The 18,168-nt window shown below is 72.6% G+C and carries 21 protein-coding genes; 15 read left to right on the plus strand and 6 right to left on the minus strand.

All coding sequences use genetic code 11. The features are described 5' to 3' along the window. Window positions 1–376 precede the first annotated feature (376 nt). Complete coding sequence (locus tag F8568_RS33250) at window positions 377–1,309, plus strand: dienelactone hydrolase family protein (protein WP_151597653.1); 933 nt, start codon at window positions 377–379, stop codon at window positions 1,307–1,309. 49 nt (window positions 1,310–1,358) lie between these two features. Here F8568_RS33250 and F8568_RS33255 read toward each other — a convergent pair whose 3' ends face one another. Both F8568_RS33255 and F8568_RS33260 read right to left on the minus strand, forming a co-directional pair. Further along, window positions 1,359–2,579 carry a helix-turn-helix domain-containing protein gene (locus F8568_RS33255; protein ID WP_236009747.1) on the minus strand — a complete coding sequence of 407 codons (1,221 nt, stop codon included), beginning with the start codon at window positions 2,577–2,579 and terminating at the stop codon, window positions 1,359–1,361. A 155-nt stretch (window positions 2,580–2,734) separates the two neighbouring features. After that, the gene (locus F8568_RS33260) at window positions 2,735–3,166 is read right to left on the minus strand and encodes a MarR family winged helix-turn-helix transcriptional regulator (protein WP_151597654.1); all 432 of its coding nucleotides are present in this window, start codon (window positions 3,164–3,166) and stop codon (window positions 2,735–2,737) included. An 87-nt stretch (window positions 3,167–3,253) separates the two neighbouring features. On the opposite strand from F8568_RS33260, the gene F8568_RS33265 reads away from it, so the two are divergent. The 3 genes from F8568_RS33265 (at window position 3,254) to F8568_RS33275 (ending at window position 6,385) form a co-directional block, all read left to right on the plus strand. Beyond that, complete coding sequence (locus F8568_RS33265; RefSeq protein WP_151597655.1) at window positions 3,254–5,050, plus strand: ABC transporter ATP-binding protein; 1,797 nt, start codon at window positions 3,254–3,256, stop codon at window positions 5,048–5,050. Window positions 5,051–5,312: 262 nt separating this feature from the next. Continuing rightward, window positions 5,313–5,561 (plus strand): hypothetical protein, encoded by a 249-nt coding sequence (locus tag F8568_RS33270; protein WP_151597656.1) that lies wholly within the window; start codon window positions 5,313–5,315, stop codon window positions 5,559–5,561. An 11-nt stretch (window positions 5,562–5,572) separates the two neighbouring features. Beyond that, window positions 5,573–6,385 (plus strand): hypothetical protein, encoded by an 813-nt coding sequence (locus tag F8568_RS33275; RefSeq protein WP_151597657.1) that lies wholly within the window; start codon window positions 5,573–5,575, stop codon window positions 6,383–6,385. A 58-nt stretch (window positions 6,386–6,443) separates the two neighbouring features. On the opposite strand, the gene F8568_RS33280 is transcribed toward F8568_RS33275, so the two are convergent. After that, on the minus strand, window positions 6,444–6,632 hold the full coding sequence (locus F8568_RS33280; protein ID WP_151597658.1) for a hypothetical protein: 189 nt from the start codon (window positions 6,630–6,632) through the stop codon (window positions 6,444–6,446). 71 nt (window positions 6,633–6,703) lie between these two features. Here F8568_RS33280 and F8568_RS47150 point away from each other — a divergent pair, with 71 nt between their 5' ends. The 3 genes from F8568_RS47150 to F8568_RS33290 all read left to right on the plus strand — a co-directional run bounded on the left by F8568_RS47150 (window position 6,704) and on the right by F8568_RS33290 (window position 7,820). Beyond that, window positions 6,704–6,922: a hypothetical protein gene (locus F8568_RS47150; RefSeq protein ID WP_151597659.1), complete on the plus strand. Its 219-nt coding sequence runs from the start codon at window positions 6,704–6,706 to the stop codon at window positions 6,920–6,922. A gap of 35 nt (window positions 6,923–6,957) precedes the next feature. Then, the gene (locus tag F8568_RS33285) at window positions 6,958–7,314 is read left to right on the plus strand and encodes a DUF488 domain-containing protein (protein WP_151597660.1); all 357 of its coding nucleotides are present in this window, start codon (window positions 6,958–6,960) and stop codon (window positions 7,312–7,314) included. Between the two features lie 80 nt (window positions 7,315–7,394). Then, a complete protein-coding gene (locus tag F8568_RS33290) occupies window positions 7,395–7,820 on the plus strand; it encodes a hypothetical protein (RefSeq protein ID WP_151597661.1) in 426 nt (141 codons plus the stop codon). An 18-nt stretch (window positions 7,821–7,838) separates the two neighbouring features. On the opposite strand, the gene F8568_RS33295 is transcribed toward F8568_RS33290, so the two are convergent. Together F8568_RS33295 and F8568_RS50720 are read right to left on the minus strand one after the other, a co-directional pair. Then, window positions 7,839–8,282: a hypothetical protein gene (locus F8568_RS33295; protein ID WP_202125659.1), complete on the minus strand. Its 444-nt coding sequence runs from the start codon at window positions 8,280–8,282 to the stop codon at window positions 7,839–7,841. Between the two features lie 150 nt (window positions 8,283–8,432). Beyond that, a complete protein-coding gene (locus F8568_RS50720) occupies window positions 8,433–8,672 on the minus strand; it encodes a hypothetical protein (protein ID WP_328601136.1) in 240 nt (79 codons plus the stop codon). Between F8568_RS50720 and F8568_RS47160 the strand changes: the two genes are divergently transcribed. Next, entirely contained in the window at window positions 8,592–9,347 is a 756-nt protein-coding gene (locus F8568_RS47160) for an HAD domain-containing protein (protein WP_328601135.1), read from the plus strand. The two genes, F8568_RS50720 and F8568_RS47160, sit on opposite strands and share 81 nt — an antisense overlap. A gap of 122 nt (window positions 9,348–9,469) precedes the next feature. After that, a complete protein-coding gene (locus tag F8568_RS33305) occupies window positions 9,470–9,994 on the plus strand; it encodes a VOC family protein (protein ID WP_160573858.1) in 525 nt (174 codons plus the stop codon). 6 nt (window positions 9,995–10,000) lie between these two features. Here F8568_RS33305 and F8568_RS33310 read toward each other — a convergent pair whose 3' ends face one another. Continuing rightward, entirely contained in the window at window positions 10,001–11,110 is a 1,110-nt protein-coding gene (locus tag F8568_RS33310) for a serine hydrolase domain-containing protein (RefSeq protein ID WP_151597664.1), read from the minus strand. Window positions 11,111–11,383: 273 nt separating this feature from the next. On the opposite strand from F8568_RS33310, the gene cbiM reads away from it, so the two are divergent. From cbiM to F8568_RS33340, 6 genes are all read left to right on the plus strand, one after another. Next, complete coding sequence (gene cbiM / locus F8568_RS33315) at window positions 11,384–12,481, plus strand: cobalt transporter CbiM (protein ID WP_151597700.1); 1,098 nt, start codon at window positions 11,384–11,386, stop codon at window positions 12,479–12,481. Window positions 12,482–12,533: 52 nt separating this feature from the next. Next, complete coding sequence (cbiQ, locus tag F8568_RS33320; RefSeq protein WP_151597665.1) at window positions 12,534–13,475, plus strand: cobalt ECF transporter T component CbiQ; 942 nt, start codon at window positions 12,534–12,536, stop codon at window positions 13,473–13,475. Next, on the plus strand, window positions 13,465–14,256 hold the full coding sequence (locus tag F8568_RS33325) for an energy-coupling factor ABC transporter ATP-binding protein (protein WP_202125641.1): 792 nt from the start codon (window positions 13,465–13,467) through the stop codon (window positions 14,254–14,256). Before cbiQ ends, F8568_RS33325 begins: the two co-directional genes overlap by 11 nt. An 87-nt stretch (window positions 14,257–14,343) precedes the next feature. Further along, complete coding sequence (locus F8568_RS33330) at window positions 14,344–16,872, plus strand: ATP-dependent Clp protease ATP-binding subunit (protein ID WP_151597667.1); 2,529 nt, start codon at window positions 14,344–14,346, stop codon at window positions 16,870–16,872. A gap of 162 nt (window positions 16,873–17,034) precedes the next feature. Continuing rightward, window positions 17,035–17,646, plus strand: a complete 612-nt coding sequence (locus tag F8568_RS33335) for a DUF4232 domain-containing protein (protein WP_160573859.1) — start codon at window positions 17,035–17,037, stop codon at window positions 17,644–17,646. 51 nt (window positions 17,647–17,697) lie between these two features. After that, entirely contained in the window at window positions 17,698–18,159 is a 462-nt protein-coding gene (locus tag F8568_RS33340; protein ID WP_151597669.1) for a recombinase family protein, read from the plus strand. Window positions 18,160–18,168 lie beyond the last annotated feature (9 nt).

An 18,168-nucleotide genomic window follows, 5' to 3' on the forward strand; every position in this document is an offset into this window, starting at 1 on the left:
ACGGCCGATCGCGGAGCGTGGTCCGTTCGTCGCACACAGTGCACCGTTCGTCGACGCGGGCGGTCGAAGCCTCGAACGGCGGGCGACGGGCTCGCTACCGTCTTCTCATCCGCAGGGCGCCCCGCGCCGAAGCCGCTTCGGGGGGAGCGGCCGTCCCCAGTGCGCGTATCGGGCCGGCCCGCGGAACGGGGGGAGAGGGGCCACTCTGGGGGGAGTGGCCCCTCTCCGTTGTCCCCCCGCGTTTGTAAGTCGTCTATGAACGCCGCGAAATTAAGGCGTCGCCGTATAAGCAGCGCCCGGCGGCCGTGCGGCCCACAATCCTGGCACCCGCGGAGACTCACCCGCCGCGGTTCCGGCCAGTGAAGGGACGCATCCGATGCACAGGAATCTCGCGCATTCGTTCCGGCTCCTCTCCGTCGCCGCCGTCCTCGCCTCGGGCGCGGCCCTGGCTCCGTCCGCGAGCGCCGCCACGCCGGCGAGACCCGCGTCCGTTGCCGCCGCGCCCGCTGCCGTGCAACGCGCCGCCGATAATCCGTACCAGCGCGGGCCCGCGCCGACCGAGGCGAGCATCACCGCGGAGAAGGGCCCGTTCGCCGTCGAGACGATCCCCGTTCCGGCGGGCAGCGGTACCGGGTTCAACAAGGGCACCGTCTACGCGCCCACCGACACCAGCGAGGGCACGTTCGGCGCCATCGTCGTGTCGCCCGGCTTCGTCTCCCCGGAGGCGTGGATCTCCTGGTACGGGCCGCGGCTCGCCTCGCAGGGGTTCGTCGTGATGACGCTGGAGACCAACAGCCTCGTCGACGTCCCCGCCTCGCGCGGCGACCAGCTGCTCGCCGCCCTCGACTGGCTGACCGGCAAGAGCAGCGTGAAGAACCGCATCGACGCGTCCCGCACCGCGGTCATGGGCCACTCCATGGGCGGCGGCGGGACGCTCGAGGCCGCCAACAAGCGCCCGTCCCTCAAGGCCGACATCCCGCTCGCGCCGTGGGACACCAACTACAACTTCCCGAACATCAAGACCCCGACCCTGATCATGGGCGCGGACAACGACCTCATCGCGCCCGCGTCGTCGATGGCCGAGTCGTACTACAACAACATCACGACGGCGCCGGAAAAGGCGTACCTGCTGCTGAAGAACGCCGGTCACATGACCTTTGTGTCGCCGAACACCACCATCGCGAAATACTCCATCGCGTGGATGAAGCGGTTCGTCGACAATGACACCCGCTACGACCAGTTCCTGTGCCCGGCGCCGAAGCCCGACGCGAACATCGCCAAGTACCTGGACACCTGCCCCAACGGCTGACCCGTTCCCGTGACGGCGGCGGCGTCCACCACGGCGCCGCCGCCTCGCGTCACGCGGGCGACAGCCGCCGGTCCCCGGAGTCCATGCGGACGAGGTGGTGCAGCAGGAGCAGCAGCTCGATCCGCCGGTCCGGGTCCAGCATCGCGCCGCCGAGGACCTCCTCCAGCCGCCGGATCCGGTACCGGACGGTCTGCTCGTGCACGAGGAGCCGCTCCGCCGCCGCCACCGCGTTGTCGCGGCACTCCATGTAGGTCAGCAGCGTCCGCGTCAGCGCGTCCCGGCGGTGCGGCGCCAGCTCCATCAGCGGCCCGAGCCGGGCGCCGAGCGCCACGTCCAGCAGCTCCTCGCTCTGCGCCGCGACCAGCGCCGGCAGGTGGTCCAGGCAGCGCAGCGGCTCCTTGCCGGGCAGGGCGCCGCGCTCGATCAGCGCGAGGCCGCGCCGGGCCCAGCGCAGCGACAGCGCGGCCCGCGCCGGCGGGACGGTCGGCCCGATCGCCGCCGCCCGCGTCCCCTGCACTGCCGCGGGCAGCCGGTCGCGGCCGGGACCGTCCGGGTCCGGGCAGATCAGGTAGGGGTCGGCGGCGTCCCAGTCGGCGAGGAACGCGGGCGGCAGCACCGGGACGGCCCCGCCGGGCGCGGGGCGGAACGCGACCACCGCGAGCGTCCGCGGCACCTGCCAGCCCGCCTCCCCGGCGAGCTCCCCGATCGCCGCGTCGCTGGCCGGCGGGTCCATGACCAGCAGGTCGCGCAGCCGCCGCCGGAACCGCTCCCGCTCGCCCGCGAGCTCGCCCTGCGCTCGCGCGTACCCCTGCCCGGCCGCGGCGGCGATCCGCTCCAGGAACACGAACAGCGACTCGGTGATCTTCCCGAGCACCTCCAGCGACCAGCCGAGCCGCCGCGCGTCCTTGATGAACCGGCGGCACGCGACCTGCCCGCCGACCCGGATCGCGGTCTGGAGCCCGTCGAGGCTGCGGCCCTTGCGCGCCTCGTACGCGCCGATGTCGGCGAAGATGCCGGTGACCGTGCCCCAGTCGATGTCGGGCCGGCCGATCGCGTCGACGAACTGCCGGACCGTCTGCTCGACGGCCCACCGCATCCGGCGCCCGTAGCGGCTCTCCGGCGGCCGCGCGTACTCGGGGACGAGCCCCTCGATCTCGCCGACCATCTCGATCGCGGCGGCCCGCAGGTACGGCCGCAGCGGCTCGGCGAGGCCGGCGGGGACGCCGCGGAGCGGGAAGTCGGCGGCGGCGGGATCGGCGGACCGGCTCAAGGCACCCTCCTGGAACTCGCGACCCCCGATGCCACTGGGCTTTCCAGGGTCCGCCGATCATGCCCGGCGACGCTAGGCAGGGCCGGGATGGATCCGGCCGCCCTGATTGTCAGCGCACTGACAGCGGGACCGGACAAGCGCGGGTCAACGTCGGGCTACCGGCGTGCGCGGGGTTCGGCGGCGGCGTCGATGACGGCGAGGAGTTCGCGGAGGGTCTCGCGCTGCTCGTCCGACAGGGGCGACAGCACCTCGCGGGCTGCCTCGCGGCGGGTGCCGGCGATGCGGGCGCGGACGGCGAGGCCCTCGGCCGTCGGGCGGACGAGCAGGGACCGGCGGTTGGCCGGGTCGGGCTCGCGGGTGACGAGGCCGTCCGCCTCCAGCGCGTCCACCAGCGTCGTCGCCGAGCGGGGGACGATGTCGAGGCGGCGGGCGAGGTCGGTCATCCGCAGCGGTCCTTCGGTACCGATGATCACCCGGAGCGCGCGCGACTGGGCGGGGGTGAGGCCGAGCGGCGCGAGGCGCTCGATCTGCTGCCGGCGGATCCGCTTGGCCGTCCGCAGGAACAGGTCGGCCAGATCGTTCTCCATGGGTCCGAGCCTAGCTCATAGTTGTGCGGAAATAATTATGAGCTAACCTCAGTTACGTTGAGGGTCGTCCCCCGGAAGGAGCCGCCCATGGCGAAGGCCCCCACCACCTTCAAAGACACCGCCTCTCACCAGGAGGCCGCCACCGACCGCCGGCGCATCCTGCGCCTGTTCGTCCCGTACCGCGCCCGGCTCGCCGCCGTCGCGCTGCTCGTCGGCCTGTCCGCGCTCGTCTCGCTGGCCTCGCCGTTCATGCTCCGGCACATCCTGGACGTCGCGCTGCCGCAGCACCGCACCGGGCTGCTGTCGCTGCTCGCCCTCGGCATGATCGCGATCTCGGTGGCGACCAGCGTGTTCTCCGTCCTGCAGACCTACATCTCGACCGGCGTCGGGCAGCGCGTCATGCACGACCTGCGCACCGCCGTCTACGCGCACCTGCAGCGGATGCCGCTGGCGTTCTTCACCCGGACCCGTACCGGCGAGGTGCAGTCCCGGATCGCCAACGACATCGGCGGCATGCAGTCGACCGTCACCACCACCGTCACCTCGCTCGTCTCCAACTTCACCTCGGTGACCGCGACCGCCATCGCGATGCTCGCCCTCGACTGGCGGCTCACCCTCGTCACGATGGTCACGCTGCCGTTCTTCGTGTGGATCAGCCGCCGAGTCGGCGCCGAGCGCCGCAAGATCACCTCCCGGCGGCAGCGGCAGCTCGCCGCGATGTCGGCGATCGTCGAGGAGTCGCTGTCGGTCAGCGGCATCCTGCTCGGCCGCACCATGGGCCGCTCGCCCGCGCTCACCGACCGGTTCGCCGGCGAGTCCCGCGACCTTGCCGACCTGGAGATCCGCGCGAGCATGGCCGGACGGTGGCGGCAGTCCACGATCCAGATCGTCATGGCGGCGATGCCCGCGCTCACCTACTGGGCCGCAGGCCTGACCGTCTCGCAGGGCCACCCGCTGGTGTCGATCGGCACCCTCGTCGCGTTCACCACGCTGCAGACCAGCCTGTTCCGGCCGACCGTCCAGCTGCTCCAGACCGCGGTGGACGTGCAGAGCTCCATGTCGCTGTTCCGGCGCATCTTCGAGTACCTCGACCTCGAACCCGGCCTGGAGGAGCCGGCCTCGCCGCGCCCGCTGCCGCGCGCCCGGGGCCACGTCCGCTTCGAGGACGTCGGCTTCGCCTACGACACCGGCTCGGACGCGCTCACCGGCATCGACCTGGACGTCCCCGCCGGCACGTCCCTCGCCGTCGTCGGCGAGACCGGATCGGGCAAGACCACGCTCAGCTACCTGGTGCCGCGGCTGTACGACGCCACGTCCGGGCGCGTCACCATCGACGGCACCGACGTGCGGGACCTGTCGTTCGCCGACCTGTCCGCCGCCGTCGGCGTCGTCTCCCAGGAGACCTACCTGTTCCACGCGTCCGTCGCCGACAACCTGCGGTTCGCCAAGCCCGACGCGACCGACGCCGAGCTGCACGCCGCCGCCCGCGCCGCGCAGATCCACGACCACATCGCCGGCCTGCCGGACGGCTACGACACCGTCGTCGGCGAGCGCGGCTACCGCTTCTCCGGCGGCGAGAAGCAGCGCCTCGCCCTCGCCCGGACGATCCTGCGCAACCCGCCGGTCCTCGTGCTGGACGAGGCGACCAGCGCGCTCGACACGCAGACCGAGCACGCCGTCCAGCGGGCCATCGACGCGCTCGCCGAGGGCCGCACCACCATCACGATCGCGCACCGGCTCTCGACCGTCCGGGACGCCGACCAGATCGTCGTCCTCGACCACGGGCGCGTCGCCGAGCGCGGGACCCACGCCGAACTGCTCGCCGCCGGAGGCCTCTACACCGCGCTCGTCTCCCGCGACGAGGACCTCACCCCCGCCGCCTGACCTTCCCGGGGACCGGGCCGGATAGGGCGCCGCGTGCCGGAAAAGGCGATCTCCGTGCGGCCGCCCAACCGGAACGTTCGGCAAAGGAATCGGCAACATCGAGCCAAAAGGAACCGGATTTCCGGACAATGGCGAGAAGATCGGTGCGGCCGATGGGACGGTTCCGGCGGACTGTCGCGATCACGCTTTTCCGCGATCAAGCGCGAAAAACTTGACGCGTCGGAGGTCGACTTCCGCGGCACGCTGCGGAATGGTCTCCCGCATGGATTCCCGAATTCGAACCTTCACCGCCGCCGGCCCCACCGGGTGGCTCCTCACCTTTCTCGGCGCGCGGGAACAGGGCGTGCGCCCGCACAGCGGCCTCGCGGCGGGTCCCGCGGAATGGCTGCTGGTCTTCCTCGATGCCGAGCGCGCGGAACGGGCCGCCCGGCAGCGCCCCGAGGCCGTCCCCGCCCGCGCCGGCCGCACCGCGGAGCACCCGTTCGGCCGCATGAACGCCCGCAGCGCATAGGGACGAAGGTCATGATCATCGAGATGTTCCTCGCCGCCCTGATCGGCGGCGCGATCGGAGTCGCCGAACTCCTCGCCCGCTACCGCGACAAGCCCATGGCGGCGCTGCTGTCCCCGGGCGGCCTGCTGTTCGCCCTGGTCAACACCGGCGCGTCGGTGGTCGCGCTGATCGCGGTCACCGCCGCCGGCTGGCGGTTCGGGCTGCCCTACACGATGCCGCCGACCGCGCTGCTGGTCGTGCACGTGATCGCCGCCGGGCTCGGGTCCGCCGCCGTGCTGCGCATGTCGTTCGCCCCGGCGCAGGCGTCGTCGCCGGGCATCGGGCCGATCGCGCTGCTCAACGGGATCCTGCGGATCGCCGACGGCGAGCTGGAGCGCAAGCGCGCCCTCAGCCGGCTCTCCCGCAACGACCTCGCGGACCTGTCGTTCGAGCGCGACCATGCCGCGCTCGCCGAGCTCTGCTGCCACCTGCTGCGCGAGTTCGACCTCGCCGAGGCGCAGCGGCTCGGCGGGCACGCCGCCGAGCTCAGCGCCCGCGACGACCTCACCGACGCCGACAAGCTGGACTGCTGGGGCCTGGAGCTGACCCGGCTGGTCGGCGAGCGCGCGCTGCGGCAGGCCGCCCGCCGGCTGCGCGACCGGCCGCGGCAGGAGCCCCCCGCCGCCACCGACGACGACGAGCGGCTCGCCCCGGTCACCGCCGAGCCGGACCCGCCCGCCGAGCCCGCGTCCGTCCCGCCGCCCCGGCCGCCGCTCGGCAAGACCTCCCGGCTCGCCCCGCACGCCAACGGCCGGATCGAACGCAGATCGTTCAGCGATGTCTGACGCGCGGTGAGAACCGGTGTGCCCCCGCCCGGGGCACACCGGTATTTCATTGGACGCGCTAATTCGGCCGGACGGCCGCAGGTGCCGTTTCGTCGCGCTCTTCCAGAACCGCGGCGATCCGGTGCAGCGCCTCCGCCATCGAGATCATCGCCTGCACCTGCGCGGCCGCCATGAGATTCGCCGGCGACGGGTCCGCGGCCTGCGCCTCCGCCGCCGCGTCGCACGCTTGCTGGCTCCACCAATGCACCCGCCGATCCTATTCGAACCGACCATTCCGCACCGGCCGCCGCGCGGTCGCAACCGAAAGGCCGCAATTCCGTGAGCACCCGTCAGCCCGCGCCCCGTCCCGGCCGGCCGAACGTCCCGCAACCGCGCTGGGTCGGCAAGCCGCTGCGCCGCCTCACCGCCGGCGAGCTCGCCGAGGCCCTGGAGTACCTGGAGCGGCACCGTCCGGACGACGACGTCCTCGGCCGCGCGCTGGCCGGCGAGTTCGCCCGCCGCACCGCCGCCGAGCACCACGCCTTCCACTTCGACTGACTCATGCCGGCCGCGGGCGGGGTATGAACGGGCTCATGGGACGTGACGTGAGGGTGCGCCGGGTCTACGACGGCGCCGCGGACGGGGACGGCCGGCGGATCCTGGTGGACCGCGTGTGGCCGCGGGGCCTGGCGAAGGAGAAGGCCCGCCTCGACCGGTGGGAGAAGGACGTCGCCCCGTCCACCGAGCTGCGCAAGTGGTACGGGCACGACGTGGAGAAGTTCGAGGAGTTCCGGCGGCGCTACGGCGCCGAGTTGGAGGACCCCGAGCGCGCCGCGGCCCTCGACCGGCTGCGCGGCGACGCCGATCCGGGTCCGTTGACGCTGCTCACGGCCACCAAGGACGTCGACCACAGCCAGGCCGCCGTGCTCGCGGACATCCTCGGCTCCTGACGTCCAGCGGCGCTCTACTCGCCGGTAATTGAGTATCAGCGCTCATGCCCCGGACCGCCCGGTGCGGCATCGTGGCGGGCATGAACGATCGCGCGCCCGTCCTCGGCCGCCGCCTGGTCGTCGCGGCGCGCGCCGTCCTGTGGGCGCAGGCGGCGCTGCTCGTCGCCGCCGGGTCGGCGATGGTCGCGTTCGGGGAGGCGGCGACCGGCGCCGAGGCCCGGGTGGGCAGCGCGATGATGTTCCTCGCCGTGTACCCGTTCGCGCTCGCGGCGGCGGCTGTCGCGCTGGCCGCCGCGTTTCGCGGGCGGCGCGCGAGCACCCGCGGCTGGGCCGCCGGGTACGAGGCGTTCCTCCTGCTGGTGACCGGGCCTTTCGTCAACTACCCGTCCCCCGGCGTCGCCGCGCTCGGCCTGTGCTCCATCGTCACCACCGCGTTCGTCATCGCCGTCATGGCCTCTCCCGCCGCCGCCGCGCACTTCCCGGTCCGCAGCCATTCGAGCGCATGAGACGGGCCGGCTGGCGGGTCAGCGGGAGGCGATGCCGAGGGCGCGGAAGGTGACCCGCTGGTCGAACCAGAGCAGCTCGACGGTCGCGGCGGCCATGACCGCGGCGAGCGCGAGGTGCGCGGCGGTCCCGGTCACGTCCGCGCCGGCCGCGCCGAGCACCACGTGCAGCCCGACCCGCAGCGCGATCAGCCCGAACGCGATCATGCGGGTGCGGCCGTTCTTCAGCATCGCCTTGACGAGCTTGATCCGGCGGCGCAGCACCGTCATGCCGAGGACCGCGTTCACCGCCGCGATCCCCACGATGACCATCCAGGCGGAGTGCCATGCGTGGCAGATGTCGTACGCCGCGCCGAGCACGCCCTCGAAGGCGAAGAACCAGATGGGGAGCGGCTTGATCGCGTCCAGCCCGTCCTGCCGGACGGGCTGGGCGGCGGTCTGCTGACGGGTGAGCGTGGAGTTCATGCCCCTGATCGTGCCGCACGCACCGGATCCGGCGGCAGAGCCGTTCCGCGCACTTTCGACAGGGACAAATGTCCCGGTGCACCCGCCCCGGCACCGCCCACCGGTACGGGACGGGCTCCCGTCGACGCCCCGGCGAGCGGGATCCGTTCGTCAGCCGACGTCGGCCAGCGTGGTGGCGTGCGCCGTGACCAGGGTGCGCAGCGCCCGCTCGGTCGGCTCGTCCCCCGGAGTGAGGACGAGGAGCCGCTGGTCGGAGCCGTCCAGCCCTGCCCGCCCGCCGGGGACCGTCCGCACCGCTACGAGATCACCGTGCTGGCCCTGGACGTCCCGGACGCCGGCGTCCCCGCCACCGCGAGCCCGGCGCTGGCGTCGTTCACCATGGGCCCCCACGTGGATCGCCTACGCCCGCCTGACCGCCACCGCCACCCGCTGACCCGTGCGATGCCCGCAGGTGACGCGGATCCTCGGTGCGCCGTCGCCGGCCCTGAGGATTCCGCCCGGCCGATGCGCCATGATCTGCCCATGACATGGGGCATCGGCGGCATCCCGCGCCCGGGCGTCCGGCCGTCGGCCAAACCCGTCCTGTACCTGGACATCGACGGCGTCCTGAACCCCGAGGCGCCCAGCCATCCGGAGGAGTTCACCGAGCACCGCATCGGCAGGATGACCGTTCGCCTTTCGAGCCGGCACGTCGAATGGCTGGCCGAGCTGGGGAAGTGCTACGAACTGGTCTGGGCGAGCACCTGGGAGGAGCACGCCAACACCTACATCGGCCCGCTCCTCGGGCTGCCGCAGCTGCCGTACGTGGCGCTGGCGGCCTACAGGTACCGGCCCGACGACCCCAAGCTGCCGGTGACGCAGCTTCCGCGGATGCGGAAGTGGGCGCCGATCCTCCGGCACGCCGACGGGCGGCGCTTCGCCTGGCTGGACGACGTCATCCCGTTCCGGGCCCGGCGCCAGGCGTGGCCGCATCGCGGCATCCGCCTGGTCCCCGTCGCCCCCGCCGACGGCCTCCGGCGACGGCATGTGGACGCCCTGCTCGCCTGGGGCGGGCAGGGGCGCTGAACGGTGGCGGGGACCGTGTCCGGGTTCCCGGCATGAATACTTACTTTTCCGGCATTGTGGACATAGGTTGCTAAGTGGAATGGAATGGGGCCATCGCCCGTCGATGGTGAATGGAGACGTCCATGCCCGGGATCACCCAGCGGTCGACGAAGGAACCCGCGGTGAAGACGCGGTTCCTGTCCCACGGAACGCTCAAGATCACCGATGTCGCGGCCAGCCGGCGGTTCTACGAGGAGGTCCTCGGGCTGGAGGTCGTCCAGCCGATGAAGGCGGCGCTCTATATCCGTCTCGGTGGCGACCACACGTATGTGTGCGTCGAATCGAAACCGGATCGGCCGGATATGCCGCTGCTTTATCACAATGGCCTGGACGTGGGCAGCGATGAGGAGGTCGACGAGGCGTACCGGGCCATCAGCGAGGTCGCGGACGAGTACGGCGTCAAGGAGCTGAACAAGCCGGTGCGGCAGCACGGCGTGTACTCGTTCTACCTCAAGGACCTCGACGGGAACTGGTGGGAGATCGGGCATCTGCCTCCCGGCGGGTACCGGTTCCGGTTCGCCGATCCGCGCAACGACCTCACCGGGCGCACGGACCTGACGGCCGCGGAGATCAAGGACGTGTTCGTCAACCCGCACATGGAGGAGTGACCGCGCTCAGCGGGTGCGGGCGACCTCGGCGGCGACGGCGCGGAAGGCGGGCAGGGTCTCGCCCTCGTCCGGGTTGAGGAACGTGCTCTTGACGATCACGACGCGGTACTTCGTCGAGACATAGATGAGCTGGCCGCCGAGGCCGCTGGCGTAGTAGCCGTCGGTGCCGTCGACCCACCAGCCGAGGCCGTAGGACGGGCTGACCCCGGACGGCGCGCCCACCCGCGCCACCCAGGACGCGGGGACGACGCCGCGCCCGCCGTCCAGCATGAGCTTGCCCATGCGGGCGAAGTCGCGGTCGGTGGCGTAGATGCAGCAGTAGCCGAGGGCGTCGCCGTGCGAGTCGTTGCCGACGTAGGCGGTGCCGGCCATGCCGCCTGGGCTCCAGATCTTCTCCTGCATGTACCGGTAGTACGGCATGCCGGTGGCGCGCTGCAGGACGAGGGCGAGCACGGCCGTGTTGAGGCTGGTGTAGTTGAACTGGGTGCCCTGCTCGACGGCCTTGGTGCGGGTCGCGGCGAACTGGAGCGTGCTGTAGAGGCCGAGGCTGACGCCGACGTGCAGCGGGACGTCGTCGACGGTCTCGTTCCACCCGATCCCGGACGCCATGCGGAGCAGGTTGCGGATCGTCACGGCCCCGTAGGCGGTGTTCGCGAGTTCGGGGACGTATTCGCCGGCGGTGTCGTCGATGGAGCGGATCTTGCCCTCGGCGAGGGCGACGCCGATCGCGTCGGCGGTGTAGGACTTGGCCATCGACCAGGACTGGAACAGCGAGTCCTTCGAGTAGCCGGGCGCGTACCACTCGTCGAGGATCCGGGTGCCGTCCAGCACGAGGAAGCCCTGCGCGGCGCGGTTCAGGTAGTCCCGCACCGTGTGCGTCCGGCCGTTGTAGGTGTAGGTGACCTTGTCGAGGTCGCGGGGGTCGCTGGTCAGCTCGACCGGGTGCGCGGACGGGGTGAGCGGGTCGAAGTTCGGCAGGTCCGCCGCTTCGAGGGCGGACGCGGCGGGCGGCGAGACCGGCGGGCCGGGCGGGCCGGGCGCGGCGAGCGCGGGGGCGGCGGTGAGGCCGAGGGCGAGGGCGGTGACGAGCGCGAGGGCGGCGGGCCTGCGGCGCATGGGGGCTCCCGGGGGGTGGGACGGTCGGGCATGCGACGTCGAATCGAATAGCGATCGTTTCGGATTCGGTCTACCGCGACGGTAATCCGGCCCGCCGGTCCCGGCTATGGCCAACGGTGACAAACCTGCGGGCCCGGGTGCAGGCGTGGCCGGAGAGTCGTAGTGGCCTTACCTGCGGGGGCGGCTGTGGTCCGCCGTCCCGAGTTCGACTAACTTATTGCGAGAAGCTCGCAACTGCGGCTTCTGTGCGTCGTTGAGTGTGAGTGGGTGGGCATGCACATTCCGGACGGGTACCTCAGCCCGCAGACCTGCGCGGTGGGCTACGCCATCGCCGTGCCGGCCTGGGCGGTCGCGGTCCGCCGCGTGCAGCGGGTGGTCCGCAACCGGCACGTGCCGACGCTGGCCGTGCTGGCCGCCGTCAGCTTCCTGGTGATGATGTTCAACATCCCCATCCCGGACGGCACCACCGCGCACGCCATCGGCGCCACCATCGTCGCGATCCTGCTGGGGCCATGGGCGGCGGTGCTGGCGGTCAGCGTGGCGCTGGGCTTCCAGGCCCTGCTGTTCGGCGACGGCGGCGTCCTGGCGTTCGGCTTCAACTGCGCGAACATGGCCGTCCTCGCGCCGTTCGTCGGCTACGGGGTGTACAAGCTGGTAGCCGGACGGTCCGAGTTGACCGCCCCGCGCCGCGCCCTCGCCGCGGCCGTCGGCGGATACGCCGGGATCAACGCGGCGGCGTTCGCGGCGGCGATCGAGTTCGGCGTCCAGCCCGACCTGTTCCACAACTCCGCCGGCGCGCCGCTGTACGCGCCGTACCACCTGGACCAGACGATCCCCGCGATGATGCTGGCGCACCTGACCATCGCGGGCATCGCCGAAGCCATCCTGACCGGCGGCGTCGTGGCGTACCTGCAGCGCGCCAACGTCCCGCTGCTGCGCGTCAACCACGCCGGCGTCACCGCGTCCGGCGGGGCGTCGTCCGGTGACACGCCGGCGGGAACGCGCCGCGTCCGGCCGCTGCACGTCGCGCTCGGCGCCGTCGCGGTCATGGCCGTCCTCACCCCGCTCGGGCTGCTCGCGCCCGGCGGCGCGTTCGGCGAGGACGCCCCCGAGGACCTCGACCTGCACAAGTACGGGCTGTCGGCGGTGCCGAGCGGGCTGAACAAGTACAACGGCTTCTGGCACCACGCGCTGTTCGACGGCTACGACTTCACCTCGGACGCGCACCCGACGATCGGCTACATCGTCTCCGCCGTCGTCGGCATCGCGATCGTCGGCGCCGCGATCTTCCTGATCACGGCGGCGGTCCGCTGGGCCGCCGCGCGGCGCGGTGCGTCCCATGAGACCGTGCCGGGCGAGGCACGGTCATGAGCGGGGCGAACCGGGGGGTGTGGGGGGTCGTCCCCCCTCGGGGGGAACGGTCATGAGCGAGCAGGCCGTTTCGGAGCGGGTTCAGGTGCCGCAGTGGCTGCTGCAGCCCGAGCTGGGGATGTGTCCGTGCGGGTGCGTCGGCAAGCGGAAGAAGGGCAGCTACCTGCGCAAGACGCTGAACGGCGGCGCCGGGCTGCTGCGCCAGGTGATGTTCAGCGACGACACGGCGCGGCAGGACGGCCTGCTCCAGCGGATCGACCCGCGGGTGAAGTTCCTGGCGGTCATCGTGCTGCTGGTCGCGGCCGGGCTGGCCCGCAACATCCCGACGCTCGTCGCCGTCTACGCGGTGACGCTGGCGCTGGCCGCCGCGTCGCGGCTGCCGGTCGGGTTCTTCGTCAAGCGGGTCTGGCTGTTCGTGCCGATCTTCACCGGGATCATGGTGCTGCCCGCGACGCTGTCCGTCGTGACGCACGGGGACGTGGTGCTGACCCTGTGGCACTGGCACGGCCGCGCGGAGGGGTTCACGAGCCAGGGCCTGACGTCGGCGGGCCTGATCGTCAGCCGGGTCGCGGTGTCGATCTCGCTGGTGGTGCTGCTGACCCTGACGACGCCGTGGGTGCGGCTGCTGGCGGCGCTGCGCTCGGTCGGCGTCCCGCGGATCTTCATCCTGATCATCGGGATGGCGTACCGGTACATCTTCCTGCTGCTCAACACCGTCACCGACATGTACCAGGCGCGGACGTCCCGTACCATCGGGGCGGCCAGGCACGACGGCGGCGCCCGCGCCTTCCTCGGCGCCAGCGGCGGCGCGCTGTTCGGCAAGGCGAACCAGCTGTCGGAAGAGGTGCACCAGGCGATGACGGCGCGCGGCTACCGCGGCGACGCCAAGACCCTCCAGTCGTTCCGGCTGACCGGCCGCGACATCGCCGCCGCCCTCTGCTGCGCCGCGCTCGCCGCGGCGATTCTCATCGGAGATCGTCTCCTTGGAAGCTGAAGCGGCGGCGCAGACCCTCGGCACGGACGTCACGTTCGAGTGCCGGGACGTCTCCTACTCCTACCTCGACCGGTATCCGGCGCTGGACGGGGTGTCGCTGACGGTCCGGCCCGGGGAGCGCGTCGCGCTGCTCGGCGCCAACGGCTGCGGCAAGTCGACGCTGCTGAAGCTGCTGGACGGGCTGGTCTTCCCGAGCGCGGGGGAGTTCACCGCGTTCGGGCAGCCGGTCACCGAGGACACGCTGGAGGACGAGCAGTTCTCGCGGGCGTTCCGGTCCCGGGTCGGGTTCGTGTTCCAGAACTCCGACGCGCAGGTGTTCTCCCCGAACGTCCGGGAGGAGATCGCGTTCGGCCCGCTGCAGCTCGGCCTCACCCCGGACGAGGCGTCCGCGCGGGTCGACGAGGTGCTCGCGATGCTGGACATCGCGGCGCTGGCGGACCGGGCGCCGTTCCAGCTGTCCGGCGGGCAGAAGAAGCGCGTCGCGATCGCGTCGGTGCTGGCCACGAACCCCGAGGTGCTGCTGTTCGACGAGCCGACCGCGGCGCTCGACCCGCGCTCGCAGTACTGGCTCACCGACCTGATCGAGCAGCTCGGCGCCGCCGGGAAGACGATCGTGCACGCGACGCACGACCTGGACGTCCTGCCGCGCATCGCCGACCGCTGCGTGGTGTTCTCCGAGGAGCACCGGATCGTCGCGGAGGGCGCTCCGGAGGAGGTTCTCGGCGACCGCGAGCTGCTCCTTTCGGTCAACCTCATCCACCCCGGCTCCCGCCTTCCGTAGCCTCTCACCTGGGGTTTCCGGCGGATGCGCGCGGGCACGGTCCACTCGTCGCCATCGTGGGACCAAGCACGGGACGGGAGGCTCTTCATGACGGCGTGGTACGGATCCGGCGGGATGGACCCGTTCGAGGAGATGCTCGCCCGGTTCTTCGGGACGCGCCCGCATCGACGGCCGACCGAGCGGATCAACCTCGCCCGGCTGATGAGCGAGCCCGCGCGCGAGCTCGTCCGGGACGCGGCGACGCAGGCGGCGCAGTGGGGCAGCCGCGACCTCGACGCCGATCATCTGCTGTGGGCGGCGACGCGGCAGCAGGGCACCCGGCACTGGCTGGAGCGCGCGGGCGCCGACCCGGACGCGATCCAGCACGAGATCGAGAACCACGCGTACCGGGGCGAGCCGCGCGACGTCCAGCCCGAGCTGACGCCCGCCGCCAAGCGCGCGCTGCTGGACTCGCACCAGGTGTCGCGCGCGCTCGGGTCGTCCTACATCGGCCCGGAGCATCTGCTGTTCGCGCTGGCGCTGGACCGCGGGTCGAGCGCGGGCCGCATCCTGGACGCGGCGCACGTCACGCCGGACTCGCTGAAGTCGGCGGCGGGCGGCGGCGGGCAGCCGCCCGCGAACGGCGGCGGCGAGGGCCCGTCCGGCACCCCGACGCTGGACGAGTTCGGCCGCGACCTGACGGCGCTGGCCCGGGAGGGCCGGATCGACCCGGTGATCGGCCGGGACGAGGAGATCGAGGAGACCGTCGAGGTCCTGTCCCGGCGGACCAAGAACAACCCGGTGCTGATCGGCGACCCGGGCGTCGGGAAGACCGCGATCGCGGAGGGCCTCGCGCAGCGGATCGTGGACGACGACATCCCCGAGACGCTGCGGAACAAGCGGATCGTCCAGCTCGACCTGTCCGGTGTCGTCGCGGGCACCCGGTACCGGGGCGACTTCGAGGAGCGGCTGAAGAAGGTCGTCGACGAGATCCGCGAGCACGCCGACGAGCTGGTGGTGTTCATCGACGAGATCCACACCCTCGTCGGCGCCGGCGGCGCCGAGGGCGCGATGACCGCCGGGAACATGCTGAAGCCGGCGCTGGCGCGCGGCGAGCTGCACGTGGTCGGCGCGACGACGGTGGACGAGTACCGCCGCAACATCGAGAAGGACGCCGCGCTGGAGCGCCGCTTCCAGCCGATCATGGTGCCGGAGCCGTCGCCCGACGACAGCATCGAGATCCTGCGCGGCCTGCGGGACCGGTACGAGGCGCACCACCAGGTCCGCTACACCGACGAGTCGCTGGTCGCGGCCGTCGACCTGTCCAGCCGGTACCTGACGGACCGGTTCCTGCCGGACAAGGCGATCGACCTGATCGACCAGGCGGGCGCGCGGGTGCGGCTGCGGTCCGGGACGCGCGACGGCGGGCGCCGCGAGCTGGAGGACCGGCTCGACCGGCGGCGCCGGGAGAAGGACCAGGCCGTCGCCGACGAGGACTACGAGAAGGCCAAGGAGCTGCGCGACGAGATCGACCGGCTGCGGACCGACCTCGCCGGGATGCGCGACGACCACGAGCCGGTCGGCGTGCCGGAGGTGACGACCGAGGACATCGCGGAGGTCGTGTCGCGGATCTCCGGCGTCCCGGTGACGCAGCTGACGCAGGCGGAGCGGGAGCGGCTGTCGCGCCTGGAGGAGCACCTGCACGAGCGCGTCATCGGGCAGGAGGACGCGGTCGCGGCGGTCGCGCGGGCCGTCCGGCGGTCCCGCGCGGGGATGGGCGACCCGGACCGGCCGATCGGGGGGTTCCTGTTCCTCGGCCCGACCGGCGTCGGCAAGACGGAGCTGGCGAAGGCCCTCGCCGAGGCGCTGTTCGGCAGCCGGGACCGGATGATCCGGTTCGACATGAGCGAGTTCCAGGAGCGGCACACCGTCAGCCGGCTGATGGGCGCGCCGCCCGGATACGTCGGCTACGAGGAGGCCGGGCAGCTCACCGACGCGGTGCGGCGCCAGCCGTACTCGGTGATCCTGCTGGACGAGATCGAGAAGGCGCACCAGGACGTGTTCAACGTGCTGCTGCAGCTGCTCGACGACGGCCGGCTCACCGACGCGCAGGGCCGCACCGTCGACTTCCGCAACACCGTGGTGATCATGACGAGCAACCTCGGCTCCGACCTGATCACCGGCCGGACCGAGATCGGGTTCGGCGGCCGGGAGGGCGAGGACACCGCGCTGCGCGACCGGATCATGCGGCGGCTGCGCGAGTCGTTCCGCCCCGAGTTCCTCAACCGGATCGACGAGATCATCGTGTTCCAGCGGCTGGAGGCGGGCCAGCTCCGGCAGATCACCGACCTGCTGCTGGACGAGACGCGCCGCCGGCTGCGCGCGCAGGGCGTCACCGTGTCGTTCACGCCGGAGGCGGTCGACCGGATCGCCGAGCGCGGCCACCAGCCGGAGTTCGGCGCGCGCCCGCTGCGCCGCACCATCCAGCGGGAGGTGGACGACCAGCTGTCGGACCTGCTGCTGTCCGGGGACCTCGCGCAGGGCCGGCACGTGCAGGTGTCCGCGGGGCCCGGCGGCCTCCAGTTCGACGTGAGCACGTCGGCGTCGCCGTCGGACCAGCCGCTCACGTCGCGCTGACGGCACCGCGCGGCGCGGCCTTGCTTCAGGGCGAGGCTTTCCTCGCGGCGGGGCCCCAGCGGCCGGCGCCGGGCCATCATGGGTGAGTTCGGCACCGGGCATACAGGGCACATCCCGACGTGAGGAGGGCGTGTGCGAAGGAGCGTCAGGCCGGCGCACGCAGTGACCTTCGCCGTTGCCGCCGCCGCGCTGTGCGCGTGCGGGGGCGGAGGCTCGGGCGCTTCGCCGACCCCGTCCAGGACGGCGACCGCCGCACCGCCGCCGTCACCGTCGCCCCCGCCGCCCGAACCCACGGCACCCACGGCGTCCGCGCCGCCGGGGACGTCCGGGCCGTCCAAGGCTTCGGACCGGTGCCGCACGGACGGGCTGAAGGTCCGCATCAGCACGGCCGGACCGGCGGCCGGGCAGCGGTTCGCGTTCCTCACGCTGACGAACACCTCGGGGGCGGCCTGCCACGTCCGCGGCTATGTCGGGATGCTGCTGCTCACGGCGTCCGACCACCCGATCAAGACGAACCTCGAGCGGCTCTCCCCGCCCGGCCCGCAGACCGTCCTGCTCAGGCCGGGCGGCAGCGCCTACGCGCGCCTGCAATGGACGGTCGTCCCGGGGGAGCGCGAGCCCGCGCACGGCGCCTGCGCGCCCACGCCCGGCCTCGTCTGGATCACCCCGCCGGACGAGCGCGCGCACCTCGCCGTCGCCTGGAACCAGGGCGTCGTCTGCGGCGGCGGCCACGTCTCGACGACCCCGCTGCGTCCCGGTCCGGCGCCCCGCTGACGGCAAACTATTGCATAATGCAATGGATTCGGCAGGGGGAGGAGACCGGGAGTGCCGCGACGCAATGCCGTCCCGTACGGGTACCGCCGCATCGACGACGCGCAGGGCAACTACGTGACCCAGCTCCCCGTCGAGCCGCAGGCGAGCGTCGTCCGCGAGATCATCAGCCGCGCGGCGCAGGGGCAGGCGATCGCGGGGATCCTGCGCGAGCTGGAGTCGCGGGGCGTGCCGGCGCCGCGCGGCGGCCCCCGCTGGTCGTGGACGGTCGTGCACGACATCGCCCGCAACCCCGCCTATATCGGACGGCCGCCGGGCGGCGCCGACCCCGACGACCTCGACCGCGTGCACTGGGCGCCGCTGGTCCCCGACCAGCTGTTCTTCACCGCGCAGCGCGCCCTCGCCCCGCCGCCGCAGGGCGGCTCGCTGCCCGGCTACCAGGCGTTCGGCCTGCTGCTGTGCGCCCTCGCCTCCTGCCGCGAACTCCTCGCGTCCTGCCTGCCGTCGGTGCCCTGACTACGATGA

Origin of the sequence: Actinomadura physcomitrii (assembly GCF_008923205.2) — a bacterium.
Classification (GTDB): Bacteria; Actinomycetota; Actinomycetes; order Streptosporangiales; family Streptosporangiaceae; genus Spirillospora; species Spirillospora physcomitrii.